The sequence below is a fragment of the Dokdonella sp. genome (assembly GCF_035511235.1).
In the GTDB taxonomy this organism is placed as follows: Bacteria; Pseudomonadota; Gammaproteobacteria; order Xanthomonadales; family Rhodanobacteraceae; genus Dokdonella.
Map to the genome: position 1 here is coordinate 43,233 of NZ_DATKFQ010000020.1, position 18,118 is coordinate 61,350.

The window sequence follows — 18,118 nt, forward strand, 5'->3', positions numbered from 1 at the left end:
CCGCGGTGCGCCGGCGCAATCGGCGTGCCGCGGTGCATCCGGTCGAGGCGGCGCCGCGCAGCGGGATCTCGCGGGCCGCGATCGCCGGGTAGGGTGTGCCGCCGCGCAGCCGTTGCATCGGCAGGATTGGGGAGTCGATGCCGATGAGAAACCGTGTCCGATGCTGCCTGCTGTTCTGCGCCGCCGTGGCGGCGAGCGTTCACGCCGCGCCGGCGCGGCGCGCCGATCCGGCCTATCTGGCGACGATCGTCGATGACGAGGCCGACCCGCTGCCGCGCGCGCGTGCCGCGCACGAGCGGCGTGCCGCACGGCCGCCGCTGGGCGGCTCCGGTGCGCCGCTGGCTGCGCCGCCCGGGCCGGTGCGCGCGCAGACCGAATACGAGGCCAGCCAGGGCATGATGATCCGTTGGGGCGCGATGAACAGCGTGCACGCGGCGATGGTCGTGCCGATCACGACGGCCGATCCGCCGTCGGACGTATGGATCGTCGTCTCGGACGCGACCCAGGAAGCCTCGGCGCGCAGCGTGCTGGTCGGTGCCGGCGCCGATCCGGCGCATCTGCACTTCATCACCGCCGAGTCCGACAGCGCCTGGATCCGCGACTACGGTCCGCGCTTCATCGACGATGCCGGCCGCCGCTCGATCTCCGACCACGTCTACAACTACGCCGCCGGCCGCCCCAACGACGATCGCGTGCCGCAGGCGGTCGCCGCGCAGTGGAACGAGGCGATCTACGACCTGCCGCTCTATCACGGCGGCGGCAACTTCCATCTGTTCCGCAACCGCGAGGCGTTCATGACGCGGCTGATCGTCGGCGACAATCCCGGCGTCGGCGAGCAGCAGATCAAGGACTACTACCTGCTGCATCAGGGTCTGGACGTCACGCTGACCGATCCGTTCCCGTCCTGGTACGACGGCACCCAGCACATCGACATGTGGATGCTGCCGCTGACCGACGAGAAGGTGCTGATCGGCCAGTACGGGCCGGAACAGGGCGGCGGCGTGCCCAAGACGGTCACTGACGACACGGCGGCGCTGATGCAGGCGCGCGGCTATACGGTCTATCGCACGCCGGGCTGGAACAGCAACGGCACGCACTACACCTATGCCAACTCGGTGATCATGAATCGCCTGGCCCTGGTCTGTCAGTTCAACGACTACCCGATCGAGAACGCCGAGGCCATCGCGACCTACCGATCGGCGCTGCCCGAGCACGAGATCGTGCCGATCGACTGCACCGGCATCATCGAGCTGGCCGGCGCGATCCACTGCATCGTCATGCACGTGCCGGATCTGGTGTTCCGCAACGACTACGACTGACCGGGGCGCGGTGCGCCGCGCCCGGCCGCGACGGCGCGCCGCCCGATTGCGCGGACACAGCGCGGGTGTTCGCGATGGCGGCCGGCCGTGCCCTGCGCTCGCACCTGCGCAGGTCCATCGACAGGCAGCGCGACATGCGGATGAAGGCCAGCGGCGCCGGGCCGAGCGCCGCGACGACCTGCAACGACGCCCAGGCCGATCGGCCGGCGCCGCGGCGGCGCGATTCAGTCCAGCGGCGCCGGTTCGCTGTCGCTGGCGCGCCGCGGCGCGCCGGGCCAGCGCGCGAACAGCTCCAGGCCCCAGCCGCGCTCGGTCAGGCCGCGGCGCACGCGCGGCGTCGCCTGACCGGCGACCAGCGCGGTCTTGTCGCGCAGGCGGAATTCGGCGCGGTCGAAGAAGGCTTCGACCTCCGGCGTCCAGCTCAGGTAGTCGACCGGCAGCGGCAGCAGCACGCTGCCGTCGGCGCGCTGCCAGGCCAGCGCGGCGCCGATCGTGCGCAGGCGTCCGGCGCCGCTGTCGACGCTCGGGTCGGCGGCGAGCAGCCGCAGCGCGTTGACGACGAAGCGTGCCTCGAGCTCGGAGCGCGCGCTCATCGCCAGCTCGAGCAGGGCATCGCCGCCGGCGGCCGGGCGCAGCGTATCGAGCGATTCGAGCAGGCGGCCGTGGAAGGTCGGGGTGAAGGTGCCGCGGCGCAGGAACTGGCGCACCAGCAGGTCGTCGGCACACCAGCGACCGAAGCGCTCTTCGTTGCGCGCGCGCAGCGCATCGCCGTCGAGCGACCAGACCGCCGAGTCGATCTGCAGCGTCGTCGCCATGGCCGCGGTGCCGCCGACGCCGCCGAGCACGGCGGCGGCCGACAGACGGCCGCCGACGCCGGCCCAGGCCAGACGGTCGAGCTGGTCGTGCAGATACGGGTTGGACGTGTACGGATCGACGCCGAGCTGGCGCGCGAGTTCGCGCTTGGCCTGGCCGTACTCGGCCTGCCGCTTCAGTTCGCGCCCGGCCTCGGCGCCGACGCCGGCGTACCAGCTGCGGCCGGGCCGCTCGCCGCGCGCCTGGCGCGCATCGGTCATCGGACCGTCGGCCGCCGGATACGGATTGCCGGCGGTGCCCCATTCGCGCGCGACCCGGTCCGACAGCGACTGCGCCTGCCGCCCGAGCTTGACGAACGGCGCGGCGAAGAAGCGCGCGACGCCGGCCGGCAGGCCGCGCAAGGTCTGGATCGGATGCAGCATCACGTTGCCGACCGCGCGCGCGGTGCCGCCGAGCGTGCCGCCGGCCGACCGCGTGAATGCGTCCGATCGCGTCAGCCGCTCCAGCGCCAGCAGCACCGGCAGCTCGTCCTCCCGCTCGGCGAGGATCTCCACGCTCTGCGCCTGCAGCGGCCCGGCCGGCGTGTCGAGCGTGAAATGCGCCATGTAGCCGCGGATCTCCACGTGCGGATCGACCGTGAAGCCGGGGCCGCCCAGCCGCTCGGGCGGCACCAGGGTGGCCGCCTCGAGCACCGGTTCCTCGTCGTAGCGCGGCGCCTCGCCGGCGTGCGCGGCGGCGACCGGCGCCGACAGGCAGGCCAGGACGGCAGTGCGGTACAGAACGGCCATCGAGATCGGGCGGCGAAGCATCGGCATGGTGGGCGCATCATCGCAGGGACGGCGCCGCCGCCCCGCTGAACGCACGATCCCGCTGCGGGTCCGGCGTCTATTGCTCGGTATAGGCGCCGTAGCGGCGCAGGCGCTGGTAGCGGTTCTCGAGCAGGGTGTCGGCGTCGATCCCGCCCAGCGCGTCGAGCTCGTTCAGCAGCACGGCCTTGAGCCGTACCGCCATCGCGCGCGGGCTGCGGTGCGCGCCGCCGAGCGGCTCGCGCACGATCTTGTCGATCAGGCCGAGCTCGAGCAGGCGCGGCGCGGTCAGGCCGAGCGCCTCGGCGGCGTCGCGCGCCTTCTCGGCGCTCTTCCAGAGGATCGAGGCGCAGCCTTCGGGCGAGATCACCGAATAGGTCGAGTACTGCAGCATCAGCGTGCGGTCGCCGACGCCGATCGCCAGCGCGCCGCCGGAGCCGCCCTCGCCGATCACCGTGCACACGATCGGCACGCGCAGCTCGGCCATCTCGAGCAGATTGCGCGCGATCGCCTCGCTCTGGCCGCGCTCCTCGGCACCGACGCCCGGGTAGGCGCCGGGCGTGTCGATGAACGTCAGGATCGGCAGCTGAAAGCGCTCGGCCAGCTTCATCAGCCGCAAGGCCTTGCGATAACCCTCCGGGCGCGGCATGCCGAAGTTGCGGCGCACCTTGGTCTTGGTGTCGCGGCCCTTCTGGTGGCCGATCACGACGACGCTGCGGCCGTCGATGCGGCCGAGGCCGCCGACGATCGCCGCATCGTCGGCATAGGCGCGGTCGCCGGCGAGCTCGTGGAATTCCTCGCAGATCACGCCGACGTAGTCGAGCGTGTACGGACGCGCCGGGTGGCGCGCCAGCTGGGCGATCTGCCAGGAGGTCAGGCCCTTGAAGATCTCGTGCGTCTTGAGCTTGAGCTTGTCCTGCAGGCGCCTGATTTCCTCGTCGATATTGAACGCCTGTCCCTGGCTGGCGTGACGAAGCTCGTGGATCTTCGCGTCCAGCTCGGCAATGGGTTGTTCGAAATCGAGGAAATTCGGGTTCATTCGACGCTGTTCGAGCGAAAAGATCCGCAGTATAGCCCGATCGGCTCGACCGGTCGCCGGCCGTCGGTCAGGCCTGTCGCCGGCCTCAGCCGAGCACGAGCTGGGTCGCGAGCACGCCGTCGATCGCCTGCAGCGCACGCTGCAGCTCCGGCCCCGCGCGGACGCGCCACGGTGCGCCGAGCTCGACGTCGCCCTGGCCGAGCGCGGTGCTGACGGTCAGCCGCACCGGCGTCGTGCCGCCGCGGTACGGATCGAGCGCGGCGCGCAGGCGCGGCACGAAATCGCGGCCGATGCCGTTCAGGCGGACCTGGACCAGGCGCACCTGCGCCTCGCAGGCCGAGGCGATCGTCGAGACGCGCTGCACCCGGATCTGGTAGCCGCCGCTGAAGTCGTCGACCGACAGGCCGCCCTCGAACACCAGGATCGCGTCGCGCGTCAGCAGGGCGCCGTACTGGACCAGCACCTCGCTCCACAGGCTGGCCGTGAAGCGGCCCGAATGGTCCTCGACCTCGACGAAGGCGCGGCTGTCGCCGGCCTTGCGGATGCCGACCACGGACCCGGCCAGCACGAACGGCTGGTCGTTGAAGCGGCTGCGCCGCTCGCCGGGCGCCGGTGGCTTGTAGTGCTTGTCGATCTCGCCGATCGGGCAGGTCGTGATCCTGGCGAGCAGGTCGCGCCAGGCGTCAGTCGGATGCCCCGACAGATAGTGGCCGAGCGTCTCGCGCTCGCCGGCGAGCTTCTGTTCGAGCGGCCAGTCGTCGACTTCGACGCGCTCGACCGGCGCGGCCACGGCCGGTCCGGCCGAGCCGAAGATGTCGCCCTGGCCGTGCTCGATGTCGCGCGCGTGCTGCTCGGCGGCGCGGATCGCCTCGGGCAGCTGCGCCATCAGGCTGGCGCGGTTGGCCGCCAGCGCGTCCATCGAGCCGGACAGGATCAGCGCCTCGAACACGCGCTTGTTGATCTTCTGCGGATCGACGCGGCGGCAGAACTCGGGCAGATCGGAGAACGCGCCGCCGCGGTCGCGCGACTCGACGATGTTCTCGACCGCGCCGCGGCCGACGCCCTTGACCGCGCCCAGACCGTAGCGGATCGTCTTGTCGTCGGCGGCCTCGAACATGTAGCGCGAGGCGTTGACGTCGGGCGGCTGCACGGTCAGGCCGAGCGCGCGCGCCTCGTCGAGGAAGGTGACCACCTTGTCGGTATTGTCCATGTCCGAGGACAGCACCGCGGCCATGAACTCGGCCGGGTAATGCGTCTTGAGCCAGGCGGTCTGGTACGAGACCAGCGCGTAGGCGGCCGCGTGCGACTTGTTGAAGCCGTAGCCGGCGAACTTCTCCATGAGGTCGAAGATCGCGTCGGCCTTGGCCTCGCCGATGCCGTCCCGGGCGGCACCCTCGCGGAAGATCGCGCGGTGCTTGGCCATCTCCTCGGCCTTCTTCTTGCCCATCGCGCGGCGCAGCAGGTCGGCGCCGCCGAGCGAGTAGTGGCCCACGATCTGGGCCATCTGCATGACCTGTTCCTGGTAGACCATGATGCCGTAGGTCTCGCGCAGGATCGGCTCGACGCGCGCGTCGGGATAGTCGATCTCCTCGCGTCCGTGCTTGCGGTTGCAGAAGCTCGGGATCAGCTCCATCGGGCCCGGCCGGTACAGCGAGACCAGCGCGATCAGGTCCTCGAAGCGGTCGGGCTTGGCGTCCTTGAGCAGGCTCTGCATGCCGCGCGACTCGAACTGGAACACCGCGACCGTATCGCCGCGCGCGAACAGCGCGTAGCTGGCCGCGTCGTCGAGCGGCAGCGTGGTGATGTCGAGCGGCGCCTCGCCGGCGGCCGCGCGGCGCTGGTTGATCGCCTTGACCGCCCAGTCGATGATCGTCAGCGTGCGCAGGCCGAGGAAGTCGAACTTGACCAGGCCGATCGCCTCGACGTCGTCCTTGTCGAACTGCGTGACCACGCCGGCGCCGCCGTCTTCGCAGTACAGCGGCGCGAAATCGGTCAGCGGACCGGGCGCGATGACGACGCCGCCGGCGTGCTTGCCGGCGTTGCGCGTCAGATCCTCGAGCTTGAGCGCCAGGTCGACCAGCTCGCGGACTTCCTCGTCCTCGGCGTACTGCGCGCAGAAGTCGGCGACGACGCGCTCGGGCTCGATGCGCGACTTGTCGGTGCGGCCGAGCGCGTCCTCGAGCGAGAGGTCGAGCGGCCGCGGCGGAATCAGCTTGGCGATGCGGTCGACCTGGCCGTACGGCATGCCGAGCACGCGCCCGGTGTCGCGCAGCACCGCCTTGGCCGCCATCGTGCCGTAGGTGATGATCTGGCTGACGCGGTCGCGGCCGTACTTGCGCGCGACGTAGTCGATGACCTCGTCGCGGCGGTCCATGCAGAAGTCGACGTCGAAGTCCGGCATCGACACGCGTTCGGGATTGAGGAAGCGCTCGAACAGCAGGCCATAGCGCAGCGGGTCCAGATCGGTGATGCCCAGCGCGTAGGCGACCAGCGAGCCCGCGCCGGAGCCGCGGCCCGGGCCGACCGGGATGTCGTGGTCCTTGGCCCAGTTGATGAAGTCGGCGACGATCAGGAAGTAGCCGGGGAAGCCCATCTGCACGATGACGTCGACCTCGCGCTCGAGCCGCGCGACGTAGTCGGCCTCCTCGAAGCCCGGTGCCGGCGGCTGCTTGGCCAGGCGCGCGGCGAGGCCGCGCCGGGCCTGCGAGCGGATCCACGAATCGAGCGTCTCCTCGGCCGGCACCGGAAACGCCGGCAGATAGTAGGTGCCGAACGAGAGCTGCAGATTGCAGCGCCGCGCCAGCTCCACGGTGTTCTCGAGCGCGCCGGGCAGATCGGCGAACAGCGCGGCCATCTCGTCGGGCGACTTCAGGTACTGCTCGGCCGAGTATTCGCGCGGGCGCTTCGGGTCGGCCAGCACGCGGCCGCCGTGGATGCACACGCGCGCCTCGTGCGCCTCGAAATCCTCGCGTTCGAGGAAGCGCACGTCGTTGCTGGCGACCACCGGCACGTCCAGGCGCGCGGCCAGTTCGAGCGCGCCGGCGATGAAATCGTCCTCGCCGCTGCGCTGCGTGCGCGTCGCTTCCAGGTACAGACGGCCCGGAAACGTGCGACGCAGATCGGCCAGACACGCCGCCGCGGCGGCGTCGTTGCCGGCCAGCAGGTGGCGGCCGACCGCGCTGTCGCGGCCGGCCAGCGCGATCAGGCCCTGATTGGCCTGCTCGAGCCAGTCGGCCTCGACCAGGGCCAGATCGCCGTGACGGCCCTCGGCCCAGGCGCGCGAGACCAGGCGCGAGAGGTTGAGGTAGCCGTTGCGGTCGCGGCACAGCACCGTCAGCCGGCTCGGCCGCGCGCGGTCGGCCGGATCGTCCAGCCACAGGTCGCTGCCGGCCACCGGCTTGATGCCGGCGCGCTCGGCGGTCTGCTGGAACTTGACCAGCGCGAACAGGTTGACCTGATCGGTCACGGCGACCGCCGGCATGCCGAGCTTCGCGCAGGCCTGGACCAGATCGCCGATGCGAACGGTCGAGTCGACCAGCGAGTACTCGCTGTGGACGTGCAGGTGGACGAATCGGGAGGACATGCGGCGGGCCGGGATCCGGTCCGCCAGGGTAGCGGCCGGACCCCGGGCCAACAAGCTTGAAATTCGCCGCGGGCCGGCGCCTGGCTGCACCGCGGCCGACGGACGGCGCCGCGGGGCGGCGCGGCGCTACAGCAGGGCCGGCGCGATCAGCCGGCGCACCGGCGCGAAGCTGGTGCGGTGGATCGGACAGGGGCCCAGCCGCTCCAGCGCGTCGAGGTGCTCGGGCGTCGGATAGCCCTTGTGGCGCGCGAAGCCGTAACCGGGATGGACCGCATCCCAGTCGCGCATCAGGCGGTCGCGCTCGGTCTTGGCGAGGATCGAGGCAGCGCTGATCGCCGGCTCCGAGGCATCGCCGCCGATCACCGCGCGGCCCGGACACGGCAGGTCCTTGGGCAGATGGTTGCCGTCGACCAGCGCCAGCAGCGGCGCCGGCGACAGCATCGCCAGCGCGCGCGTCATGCCGACCAGGGTCGCGCGCAGGATGTTGATGCGGTCGATCTCGACCGGGTCGACCACGCAGACCGCGAATGCCAGCGCGCGTGCGCGGATCAGCACCGCCAGCGACTCGCGGACCGGCTCGGCCAGCACCTTGGAGTCGTCCAGGCCGTCGATCGGCCGCGCCGGGTCGAGGATCACCGCAGCGGTCACGACCGGGCCGGCCAGCGGTCCGCGGCCGGCTTCGTCGACACCGGCGATCAGCAGCAGTCGTTCGGGCGTCATTCGTCGCGCAGTACGTCGAGGCGGTTGAACAGGTAGTCGTGATAGGAAGCCAGAATGCGCGTGTCGATGCAATCGAGATAGCGTCCCTTGCAGCGTTCGCGCAGCAGCGAGTTGGCCTGGTAGAACGCATTGCGCGGCACGCCGGCGCTCTCGAGCAGCAGCGACCCCAGATAGACGATGTCGGTCACCGTGTGGTCGGCGCGCAGCGGGATCGGGTAGTTGGTCTTCAGCATGAAGTACGTGACCAGGCTGCTGTTGGGGCCGGCACCGCGCGGCAGCTTCTTCGGGATCACCTGGATCGCGCCGTCGAACGAGGGCTGATGGTCGCCGAAGTGCAGCAGCACGGTCGGCAGGCGCCGATCCAGCACGAAGCGCTCGAGCTCGGCCAGCACCGCATCGGACTGGCGCAGGCGCTCGAGATAGTTGCCGATGTTGAGGTTCAGCCATTCGTCGAGCTTGCGCGGCGTGAATGCGCCCGGAAACAGCGGCTGGTCGAACGGGGCTGGCAGCAGCGCCAGCGGCGTCATATGCGGGCCGTGCTGGTGCAGCGTCAGCATGAAGACGAACAGCGGGCGGTCCGGATGCTCGGCCTTCTCCTTCGCGTAGACCTGGCGGAACACCGACAGCAGGTCCGCGTCGCTGCTCTCCCAGCCCAGGCCGTAGTCGCTGCCGTCGTGGAACGCGTCGAAGCCGTACAGCGCGTAGGCGTTGCGCGCGTTGAGGAAGTCGCCGGTGACCGGATAGATCGCCACGGTCCGGTAGCCGGCGGCCGCGAACGCGCGCGGCAGCGTGAACGAGACGCGCGGCGCGAGGTTGTACGGCGCGTACAGTCCGGCGTTGCCGAACAGCTTGTCGGCCAGCCCGGTCAGGAACGCGAATTCGCTGGTCCAGGTGCCGCCGCCGAAGGTGTGCACGTTGAGCAGGCCGCCGGCGCGGGTGCGGCGATCGCGCTCGAACATCCGGTAGCGGCAGGCCGGCACCGTGCACAGGCGCAGGATGCGCGGATCGAACGTGCTCTCCTGGAGCACCGCGATGACGTCGGGCTTCTGCGGTGGCGCGCGCAACGGGCGGTCCAGCCGCCAGTCGATGCTGCGGTCGACGCCGGCCGGAATCGCCGGCTCGGCGATCTGGGTATCGTTGAACGAGGTGAAGAAATTGGTGACGAAGCTGCGGTCGTTGATCGTCACCCACATCGGCTTGTTGAATACCGCGCGGAACGGCCCCTCGGGCATCGCGCAGGCGCTCAGCAGCATCAGAGCCGCGAACGTGCCGACGAGGCGCGCGCAGCGCCGCTCGCCGCGCGGACGGTCCGGCATCAGGCCGTCGCGTTCGGCCAGCAGTGCCAGCGTCGGCAGCAGCGGAAGCGCGACCGCCGCCGCGATCGAGGCGGCCAGCAGCGGCGGATAGCGCGCGAGGACCTCGATCGTCTCGCGGTTGACGAAATACTTGAGATCCGGCGCCAGCAGCGGCGTCGTCAGATACGCGAACTTCAGCGTGCCGGCCAGGCTGATCGTGCCGAACACCAGGCCGCTCGTCAGCAGCGAGAACGCGACGCGGCCGGTCGCCAGCAGCAGCGCCGCGGCGCAGGTCAGCAGCAGACAGGCGGCGAACAGCTTGTCGGCCGGACCGTACTCGGTCAGCGGACCGAGGATCAGCGCGGCGCCGAACACCGCCGCGGCGAAGCAGCGCCAGATCCACGCGCGGCGGCGGCCCGGAGCGATCGGCGGCATGCCTGTCTTCAAATGGTCACAATGGCGGGCGCGCATCCTGCGTCGGACGCGGCATCGCGTCAATGCGCATTGCGGCAGACCGCAGCGGCGTTGCGGTCCGCGCCGCTGCGCCGATGGCCGGAACGCGCTTCGGCCCGGCCCGGCGAGCCGTTCGCGCGCGACCGGACGGCAGCGCCGTGCGTCGGGGGCTCCGCCCCGCGCGATGGCCTATCGGGCTGCGATCAGCTCCGCGATCGCGGCCGCGGCCGCATGACCCGGATCGCCGATCAGCGCGCGGTGGATGCGCGCGTAGGCCTCGGCCAGCTCCGGCGTCAGGCCCGGGGCGAGCAGCCACGGCCGCAGCGAGGCGGCCAGCGCCTCGGGCGTGCAGGCGTCCTGCATCAGTTCGGGTACCAGGTCGCGTCCGGCCAGATGGTTCGGCAGCGAGTAGCGGTCGACCTTGAGCAGACCCAGCCCCTTGACCAGCCGGTACGTCCACGGCGCCAGCCGGTAGGCGACCGTCATCGGCCGCTTGGCCAGCAGCGCTTCGAGCGCGGCGGTGCCCGAGGCCAGCAGTACCGCGTCGGCGGCGATCATCGCCGCATGCGCCTGTCCATCGAGGATGCGCAGGTTCACCGCGCCGGCGCGTGCGGCGGCGAGGTCCTCGAACGCGGCGCGGCAGGCCGCATTGGCCATCGGCGCGAGCACCTGCAGGCCCGGCAGCTCGCGCGCGAGCAGGGCGGCCGCATCGAGGAAGTCGGTGCCGAGCCGGCGGATCTCGCCGAGCCGGCTGCCCGGCAGCAGGGCCAGCACCGGGCCGTCGGCAGGCAGCCCGAGTGCCGCACGCGCGGCGGCCCGGTCCGGCGTCATCGCGAACGCATCGGCCAGCGGATGGCCGACGAAGCGCGCATCCACGCCGTGCCGTGCGTAAATCGCCGGCTCCATCGGGAACAGGCACAGCACGCGGTCGGCGCTGCGGCCGATCTTTTCGGCGCGTTGCTCGCGCCAGGCCCAGACCGACGGACTGACGTAGTGGACGGTGCGGATGCCGGCGTCCTTGAGGCTGCGTTCCAGTCCGAGGTTGAAGTCCGGCGCGTCGATACCGATGAAGACGTCCGGGCGCAGCGCCAGCGTGCGGCGGCGCACGTCGCGGCGGATCGCGAGCAGCCGCGGCAGATGGCGCACCACCTCGACCAGGCCCATCACGGCCAGATCCTCGGCCGGGTGCCAGGCTTCCAGGCCGGCGGCGACCATGCGCGGTCCGCCGACGCCGGCGAAGCGCGCATCGGGGAAGCGCGCGCGCAGGCCGGCGATCAGGTCGGCGCCGAGCAGGTCGCCGGAGGCTTCGCCGGCGACCAGGACGAAGGAAGGAGCGGCCGGCGGCGTCTTCATCGCGGCAGCCGCGGCGACGCCGGGATCACCGCGCCAGTCCGCGCTCGCCGGCGTCGATGAAGGCGAGCAGGGCGGCGACGTCCTCGCTGTCGCGGGCCTGCTCGGCCAGCTGCTGGCGCGCCTCGGCCAGCGGCGTGCCGGCGACGTACAGCGTGCGATACGCGCGCTTGATCCGGCCGATCCGCTCGGCCGTGAAGCCGCGGCGCTTGAGACCTTCGGCATTGATGCCGCGCGGGCGCCCGTAGTCGTCGGCCATCATCACGAACGGCGGCACGTCGCCGTTGACGAGGCAGCCCATGCCGATGAACGCATGCGCGCCGATCCGGCAGAACTGGTGGATGCCGGCGAAACCCGAGAGGATGACGTGGTCGCCGATCGTCACATGCCCGGCCAGCGTGGCATTGTTCGAGAACACGACGTGGTTGCCGACCTGGCAGTCGTGCGCGATGTGCGAATAGGCGAGGATCCAGTTGTCGCTGCCCAGGCGCGTGATGCCGCCGCCGGCGCCGGTGCCGCGGTTGATCGTGACGAACTCGCGGATGTGGTTGCGGTCGCCGATCTCGAGCCGGGTGTCCTCGCCGTGGAACTTCTTGTCCTGCGGGTCGGAGCCGACCGACGCGAACTGGTAGAAGCGGTTGTCGCGGCCGATGCGCGTGCCGGCGTCGATCACGACGTGCGGACCGATCCAGGTGCCGGCGCCGATCACGACGCCGCCGCCGACGATGCTGTAGGCGCCGACCGACACGCCCTCGCCGAGTTCGGCCGACGGATCGATCTGCGCGGTCGGGTGGATCATCGGCCGTTCCGCTCCGCGCACAGCAGCTCGGCCTCGGCGACCAGCTTGCCGTCGACCAGGGCCTCGCACCAGTACTTGCCCATGCCGCGCATCAGGCGCTTCTGCTCGACCTGGAAGATCAGCTGGTCGCCGGGGCCGACGATGCGGCTGAAGCGGGCCTGGTCGACGCGCACCAGGTAGAACAGCTTGGGCTGGTTCGGATCGTGCTTGATCGACAGATGTACCAGCAGGCCCGAGGTCTGCGCCATCGCCTCGATCATCAGCACGCCGGGCATGACCGGATGGCCCGGAAAATGGCCCTGGAAGAACGGCTCGTTGATCGTGACGTTCTTCATCGCCGTGATCTTCTTGCCGGGCGTGTAGTCGAGCACACGGTCCACCAGCAGGAACGGATAGCGGTGCGGCAGGATTTCGGCGATCCGTTCGACGCCGATCGGCAGGGCCTCCGGAGCCGCGGCCGTGTTCACAACATCATTCATCGAGGCGAGTCCTTGTTTGCGAGCTGGGCGACACGCCTTGCGAGCTCGTCCAGGTGTTTGAAGCGCGCCGCATTACGCCGCCAGAGACGATTCTCCTGGATCGGCGTGCCGGAGGAGTATTCGCCCGGCTCGCGGATCGAATGGGTCACCAGGCTGCGGGCCGTGACCGTGACCCGGTCGGCGATTTCGAGGTGGCCGAGTATGCCAGCGCCGCCGCCGATCAGGCAGTAGCGCCCGATACGGGCACTGCCGGCGACGGCCGCGCAGCCGGCCAGGGCGGTGTGCGCGCCGATATGCACGTTGTGGGCGATCTGGATCTGGTTGTCGAGCCGCACGTCGGCCTCGAGCACCGTGTCCTCGATCGCGCCGCGGTCGATCGTCGTGTTGGCGCCGATCTCGCAGTCGTCGCCGACGCGCACGCCGCCGAGCTGCGGCACCTTGATCCAGTGGTCGCGCTCGAACGCCAGACCGAAGCCGTCCGCGCCGATCACCGCCCCGGGATGGACCAGCACGCGGCGGCCGAGCTCCACGCGCAGCACCAGCGTCACGCGCGCGACCAGGCGGCTGCCGGCGCCGACGCGGCAATCGGCCCCGATCGTGCAGTGCGGACCGACGACGGCGCCGTCCTCGACCACGGCGCCGGCCTCGACGACGCAGAACGGGCCGATCGAGGCGCCGGCGGCGATCCTCGCCTCGGCCGCGACCACGGCGCTGGGATGGATGCCCGGCGCCGCCGCCGGCACATGGTCGAACAGCGCGGCGATCCGCGCGTAGGCGAGGTACGGATCGGCGGCGACCAGTGCCGGCACCGGGCACGCCGCCGCATCGGCCTCGCGCACGATCACCGCGCCGGCGCGCGTCGATGCGAGCTGGCCGCGGTACTGCGCCGAGGCCAGGAAGCTCAGCTGCTCGGGCCCGGCGGCGCCGAGCGTGCCGACGCCCTCGATGGAGCCCCGCCCGTCGCCGTGCAGCGCCAGATCGAACCGCTCGGCCAGCTCGGCCAGCGCGTAGCGCGGCCTCATCGGCCGGCCTCGCGCGTCTGATACTGGCGGCGCAGCCGTTCCAGCACGCGGTCGGTCACGTCGATGCGCGGGTTGGCGTAGACGACCGGGCTGCTGACGATCAGGTCGTAACTCTCGCTGCGCGCGAACTCCACGATCGTGTTCTCGATCTCGCGCCAGTTGCGGTCGGTCTCCTGGTCGGTGCGCGTCTTGAGCTCGTTGCGCAGGTTGTCGCGGCTGCGCCGGATCAGCCGCTCGAGCGCGTCGATCTCGCGCTGCAGCGCGTCGGCGGCGTCGAGCGTCAGGATCGGCGCGTCGCGGTTCTGCCGCGAACGCAGTTCCTCCAGGCGCGTCTCGTCGGCGCGCAGCGCGGCATCGCGCTGGGCGAACTCCCGCTCGAGCTTCTCGCGCGCGGCGACGGTCTGAGGCATGTTGTCGATCAGCCGCTTGGTGTCGAGATAGCCGATCCGCGCGGCGGCGGGAGGCGAAGCAGGGGCCTGGGCCTGGGCCGCGACGGCGCCTATCGCCAATGCGGCCAGCAGCGCGTGCGCCGGAAGAAACCGATTTGCGCGCTGCCTCACCTGCCGTCCCCCCGGGTCAAGTCATTGCGGACGGGCACTCCCGCGCCCCACGAACTTAGAACATGGTACCGAACGTGAACTGGATGGTCTCGGTCTGATCGCCGTCCTTCTTGCGCAGGGGGCGCGCCAGGTTGATCACGATCGGGCCGACCGGTGCCTGCCAGCGGAACGACAGACCGGTGGACGCGCGCAGCTCGCTGGCCGAGAACGCGTCGTAGTTCTGGAACACGTTGCCGACGTCGAGGAACCACGACAGACGTGTGGTCTCGCTGTTCTCCTTCATGAACGGCGTCGGGAAGATCACCTCGACCGAACCGACCGTCTTGAACGCGCCGCCGATCGGCTGGCGGCAGTAGCGGCTCGGCCGCGTCGTGTTGCCGATCGGGCCGATCTGGTCGCCGGTACAGCCCGGATAGAGCTCCCACGGGCCCAGCGTGTTGTCGCGGAAGCCGCGCACGTCGGCGACGCCGCCGGCATAGAAGTTCTCGTAGAACGGCAGGCCGTTGATCTGCATGTAGCGCGGATCGCTGCGCGGCAGCACGCTCTTCGGATCGCGATAGCTGTCGCCGTAGCCGAGGCTGAGGTTGCCGAAGAACGTCAGCTTGTCGGTGATCGGAAAGTACTGGCCGTACTTGTAGAACAGCTTGTAGTACTCGACCGTCGAGCCGGGCAGGACGATGTTGAGCGAGATCTGGTGCACCGAGCCGCGCGTCGGGTTCCAGTAGCGGTTGCGCGTATCGTGCACCCACGACAGCTGCGTGTCCCAGCTGTGCAGCGTGCGATTGCCGAGGTTGTGCAGGTAATTGATGATGCGGTCCGGCGTGATGCCGCTGTAGGCGGTGATGCTGGTCTTGCTGAGGCCGATCTGCGCGTTGATCGTGTCCGACTCGCTGATCGGAATGCCGAGATAGGTGCTGAACGCGTCGCGGTTGGTCAGGTACGAGGCGAGGTTGGCTTCGCCCTGGTCCATCTCGCTGTGCGAGATGTTGTAGCCGAGGCCGAGGCCGTCGTCGTTCAGATACGGCTCGAAGTACGACAGGTCGTAGCGCGTGTAGTACGAGCTCTGCTGCGCGGTCACGCTGACCCGGTTGCCGGTGCCGAACAGATTGTTCTGCGTGACCGACACGCTGCCGATGATGCCCTGCAGCTGCGAGTAGCCGAGGCCGAAGTTCAGCGAGCCGGACGACTGCTCCTCCACCGCGACCTGCACGTCGATCTGGTCGTCGCTGCCAGGCACGCTCGGCGTTTCGATCGTGACGGTCTTGAAGAAGCCCAGGCGCTGCAGGCGGATCTTCGAGCGGTCGATCGCCGCCTGCGAGTACCACGAGCCCTCCAGCTGGCGCATCTCGCGGCGCAGAACCTGGTCCTCGGTGGTCGTGTTGCCCTTGAAGGTGATGCGGCGCACGTAGACGCGCTTGCCCGGATTGACCAGGAAGGTCAGGCCGACCTCGCGGCTGTCCTTGTGCACGTCCGGCAGCGGCACGACCTCGGCGAACGCGTAGCCGATGTTGGCGAGCACCGCGGTCATCGCGTCCGAGGACTGCTCGACCTTGCGCCGCGAGAACGTCTCGCCGACGCTGATCGTCAGCAGCTTGCGCAGGTCCTCCTCGTTGAGGACCAGGTTGCCGGTGATCTTGATGTCGTTGACGGTGTAGATCTCGCCCTCGCGGATGTTCGCAGTGACGAACATGCGGCGCTTGTCGGGGCTGATCGAGACCTGGGTCGAATCGACGTTGAAGTCGACGTAGCCGCGGTCCAGGTAATAGGACGCGAGCTTCTCGAGGTCGCCGGACATCTTCTCGCGCGAGTACTGGTCGTTGCGCGAATACCACGAGGTCCAGTTGGTCGTGCCGGACTCGAACTGGTCCTTGATCGTGCGGTCCGGGAACGTCGTATTGCCGACGATGTTGATGTGCTTGATCTTCGCCGGCTTGCCCTCGGCGATGTTGATCGCGACCTCGATGCGGTTGCGGTCGAGATTGACCGTCGCGGTCTTGATCGAGACGTTGTACTTGCCGCGGTTGTAGTACTGGCGCGTCAGCTCGGCCTGCACCTCGTCGAGCTTGAGCCGGTCGAAGGTCTCGCCCTCGACCAGGCCGATGCCCTTGAGGCCGGTGCGCAGATCCTCTTCCTTGAGGTCCTTGTTGCCGCGGATCGAGATCTTGGAGATCTGCGGCCGCTCGCGCACCGCCACGACCAGGATGTCGCCCTGGCGCGAGAGCTGGACGTCGTTGAAGAATCCGGTCTTGTAGAGCGCGCGGATCGCCTGTTCGGCGCGCTCGGCGTTCATCGTGTCGCCTTTCTCGACCGGCAGATACGTGAAGACCGTGCCGGCCGCGATGCGCGAGAGGCCGTCGATACGGATGTCGGACACCGTGAACGCGTCGAAGGCCAGTGCATCCTGGCTCGACAGCCAGGCAAACAGGATCAGGGCAGCTATACGCTTCATCGTCACTTCCGTAGAGGCACGCTCGGTCCCGTGGCAGGGGCGCGCGCCACGGGTTCGTTATTGTCGGGCAGTCCGCGGTTCTTAGGACGCGAGCCGCAGGATGTCGTTGTAGAACGCCAACCCCATCATCGCGACCAGCACGATCAGGCCCACGTACTGGCCGGCGATCTGGGTCCGTTCGCTGACCGGGCTGCCCTTTATCAGCTCGATAAGGTAATACAGCAGATGTCCGCCATCCAACACGGGCACCGGCAGCAGGTTGAGGATCGCCAGGTTCAGCGAGATTACCGCCAGGAACGACAGGAACCAGGCGATGCCCATCTGGGCCGAGGAATTGGCGACCTGGGCGATCGTGATGACGCCGGACAGATTCTTGGCCGAGACCTCGCCGGTGACCATGCGGGTGATCACCGAAACGGTGTTCTTGGTCGATTTCCAGGCGTCGGCCAGGGCTGCCGGGACCGCCGCCAGCGGCCCGTGCCGCAGCACCGCGTCGTGGGCGTCGGGCGCTTCGATGCCCATGACCCAGCGCCGGCTGCCGTCGGCGCCCTCGTGCGGGCGCACCGTGACCGGTACGCTCAGGCTCGCGCCGTCGCGCTCCACGCGCACGGCCAGGGTCGGATTGGCGGCGGCCTGCTGCTGGATCAGCGGGCTGATGTCGGCATATTGGCGGACCGGCTGCTCGTTGATCGAGACGATCCGGTCGCCGACCTCGATGCCCGCCGCCGCGGCCGCGCCGTCGCCGGCCAGGCCGCCGACGGTGGCCGCGATCCGGGGCGCGCGCAGCTGCAGGCCGACCGCGTCGAGCGCCTGGCTGCCCTCGATGCCCTCGGGCAGGCGGCTCAGCTGCAGCGTACGGTCGCGCCGGTCGCCGCCGGCGTCGCGCACCTCGACCTGCACGTCGCGCCGGGCCAGCGCCGAGTGCGCGATCGACATGATCGCCTCGCTCCAGGCCTCGACCGGCTCGCCGTCCAGCGCCAGGAAATGGTCGCCGGCCGCGAAGCCGGACTCGGCCGCGAGGCCGGCCGGCTCGGCGATGACCGGCTGGTAGTCCGGCCGGCCGACCATGAACATCAGCCACAGCGCGGCGATCGCGAAGATCAGGTTGAACGCCGGTCCTGCCGCGGCGATCGCCATGCGCTGCAGCACCGGCTTGCGGTTGTGGGCGCCGGCCAGGTCCTGCGGCGCCACGTCGCCTTCGCGCTCGTCGAGCATCTTGACGTAGCCGCCGAGCGGGATCGCCGAGATCGTGAACTCGGTGCCCTCGCGGTTGTGGCGCGACCACAGCGGCTTGCCGAAGCCGATCGAGAAACGCGTCACCTTGACGCCGAAATAGCGCGCGACGACGTAATGGCCGTATTCGTGGAACGTGATCAGCAACCCGAGGGTCACGATCAGCCACCAGACCGAGCCGAAGAAGGTTTGCATAGG

General features: G+C 70.1%; 13 protein-coding genes. 1 reads left to right on the forward strand and 12 read right to left on the reverse strand.

Going from position 1 to position 18,118, the window contains the following annotated elements:
- Positions 1–143 precede the first annotated feature (143 nt).
- On the forward strand, positions 144–1,319 hold the full coding sequence (locus VMR06_RS09515) for an agmatine deiminase family protein (RefSeq protein ID WP_325375571.1): 1,176 nt from the start codon (positions 144–146) through the stop codon (positions 1,317–1,319).
- A 224-nt stretch (positions 1,320–1,543) separates the two neighbouring features.
- Here VMR06_RS09515 and VMR06_RS09520 read toward each other — a convergent pair whose 3' ends face one another.
- The 12 genes from VMR06_RS09520 to rseP form a co-directional block, all read right to left on the reverse strand.
- Complete coding sequence (locus tag VMR06_RS09520; RefSeq protein WP_325375573.1) at positions 1,544–2,941, reverse strand: hypothetical protein; 1,398 nt, start codon at positions 2,939–2,941, stop codon at positions 1,544–1,546.
- A 76-nt stretch (positions 2,942–3,017) separates the two neighbouring features.
- Complete coding sequence (locus VMR06_RS09525) at positions 3,018–3,977, reverse strand: acetyl-CoA carboxylase carboxyltransferase subunit alpha (protein ID WP_325375574.1); 960 nt, start codon at positions 3,975–3,977, stop codon at positions 3,018–3,020.
- Positions 3,978–4,062: 85 nt separating this feature from the next.
- Positions 4,063–7,560 (reverse strand): DNA polymerase III subunit alpha, encoded by a 3,498-nt coding sequence (gene dnaE / locus VMR06_RS09530; RefSeq protein ID WP_325375576.1) that lies wholly within the window; start codon positions 7,558–7,560, stop codon positions 4,063–4,065.
- Between the two features lie 126 nt (positions 7,561–7,686).
- Entirely contained in the window at positions 7,687–8,280 is a 594-nt protein-coding gene (locus VMR06_RS09535; protein WP_325375578.1) for a ribonuclease HII, read from the reverse strand.
- Positions 8,277–10,010 carry a sulfatase-like hydrolase/transferase gene (locus VMR06_RS09540; RefSeq protein ID WP_325375580.1) on the reverse strand — a complete coding sequence of 578 codons (1,734 nt, stop codon included), beginning with the start codon at positions 10,008–10,010 and terminating at the stop codon, positions 8,277–8,279. Before VMR06_RS09540 ends, VMR06_RS09535 begins: the two co-directional genes overlap by 4 nt.
- 207 nt (positions 10,011–10,217) lie before the next feature.
- A complete protein-coding gene (lpxB, locus tag VMR06_RS09545) occupies positions 10,218–11,381 on the reverse strand; it encodes a lipid-A-disaccharide synthase (RefSeq protein WP_325375582.1) in 1,164 nt (387 codons plus the stop codon).
- Positions 11,382–11,406: 25 nt separating this feature from the next.
- Complete coding sequence (gene lpxA, locus VMR06_RS09550) at positions 11,407–12,177, reverse strand: acyl-ACP--UDP-N-acetylglucosamine O-acyltransferase (RefSeq protein ID WP_325375584.1); 771 nt, start codon at positions 12,175–12,177, stop codon at positions 11,407–11,409.
- The gene (fabZ, locus tag VMR06_RS09555; protein ID WP_325375586.1) at positions 12,174–12,656 is read right to left on the reverse strand and encodes a 3-hydroxyacyl-ACP dehydratase FabZ; all 483 of its coding nucleotides are present in this window, start codon (positions 12,654–12,656) and stop codon (positions 12,174–12,176) included. The genes lpxA and fabZ overlap by 4 nt, the downstream gene beginning before the upstream one ends.
- Positions 12,653–13,678 (reverse strand): UDP-3-O-(3-hydroxymyristoyl)glucosamine N-acyltransferase, encoded by a 1,026-nt coding sequence (gene lpxD / locus VMR06_RS09560; protein WP_325375588.1) that lies wholly within the window; start codon positions 13,676–13,678, stop codon positions 12,653–12,655. Before lpxD ends, fabZ begins: the two co-directional genes overlap by 4 nt.
- On the reverse strand, positions 13,675–14,238 hold the full coding sequence (locus VMR06_RS09565) for an OmpH family outer membrane protein (RefSeq protein ID WP_325375590.1): 564 nt from the start codon (positions 14,236–14,238) through the stop codon (positions 13,675–13,677). The genes lpxD and VMR06_RS09565 overlap by 4 nt, the downstream gene beginning before the upstream one ends.
- 55 nt (positions 14,239–14,293) lie before the next feature.
- Positions 14,294–16,687, reverse strand: coding sequence for an outer membrane protein assembly factor BamA (gene bamA / locus VMR06_RS09570; protein WP_325375592.1), 2,394 nt, complete (start codon positions 16,685–16,687; stop codon positions 14,294–14,296).
- An 81-nt stretch (positions 16,688–16,768) separates the two neighbouring features.
- Complete coding sequence (gene rseP, locus VMR06_RS09575) at positions 16,769–18,115, reverse strand: RIP metalloprotease RseP (protein ID WP_325375594.1); 1,347 nt, start codon at positions 18,113–18,115, stop codon at positions 16,769–16,771.
- Positions 18,116–18,118 lie beyond the last annotated feature (3 nt).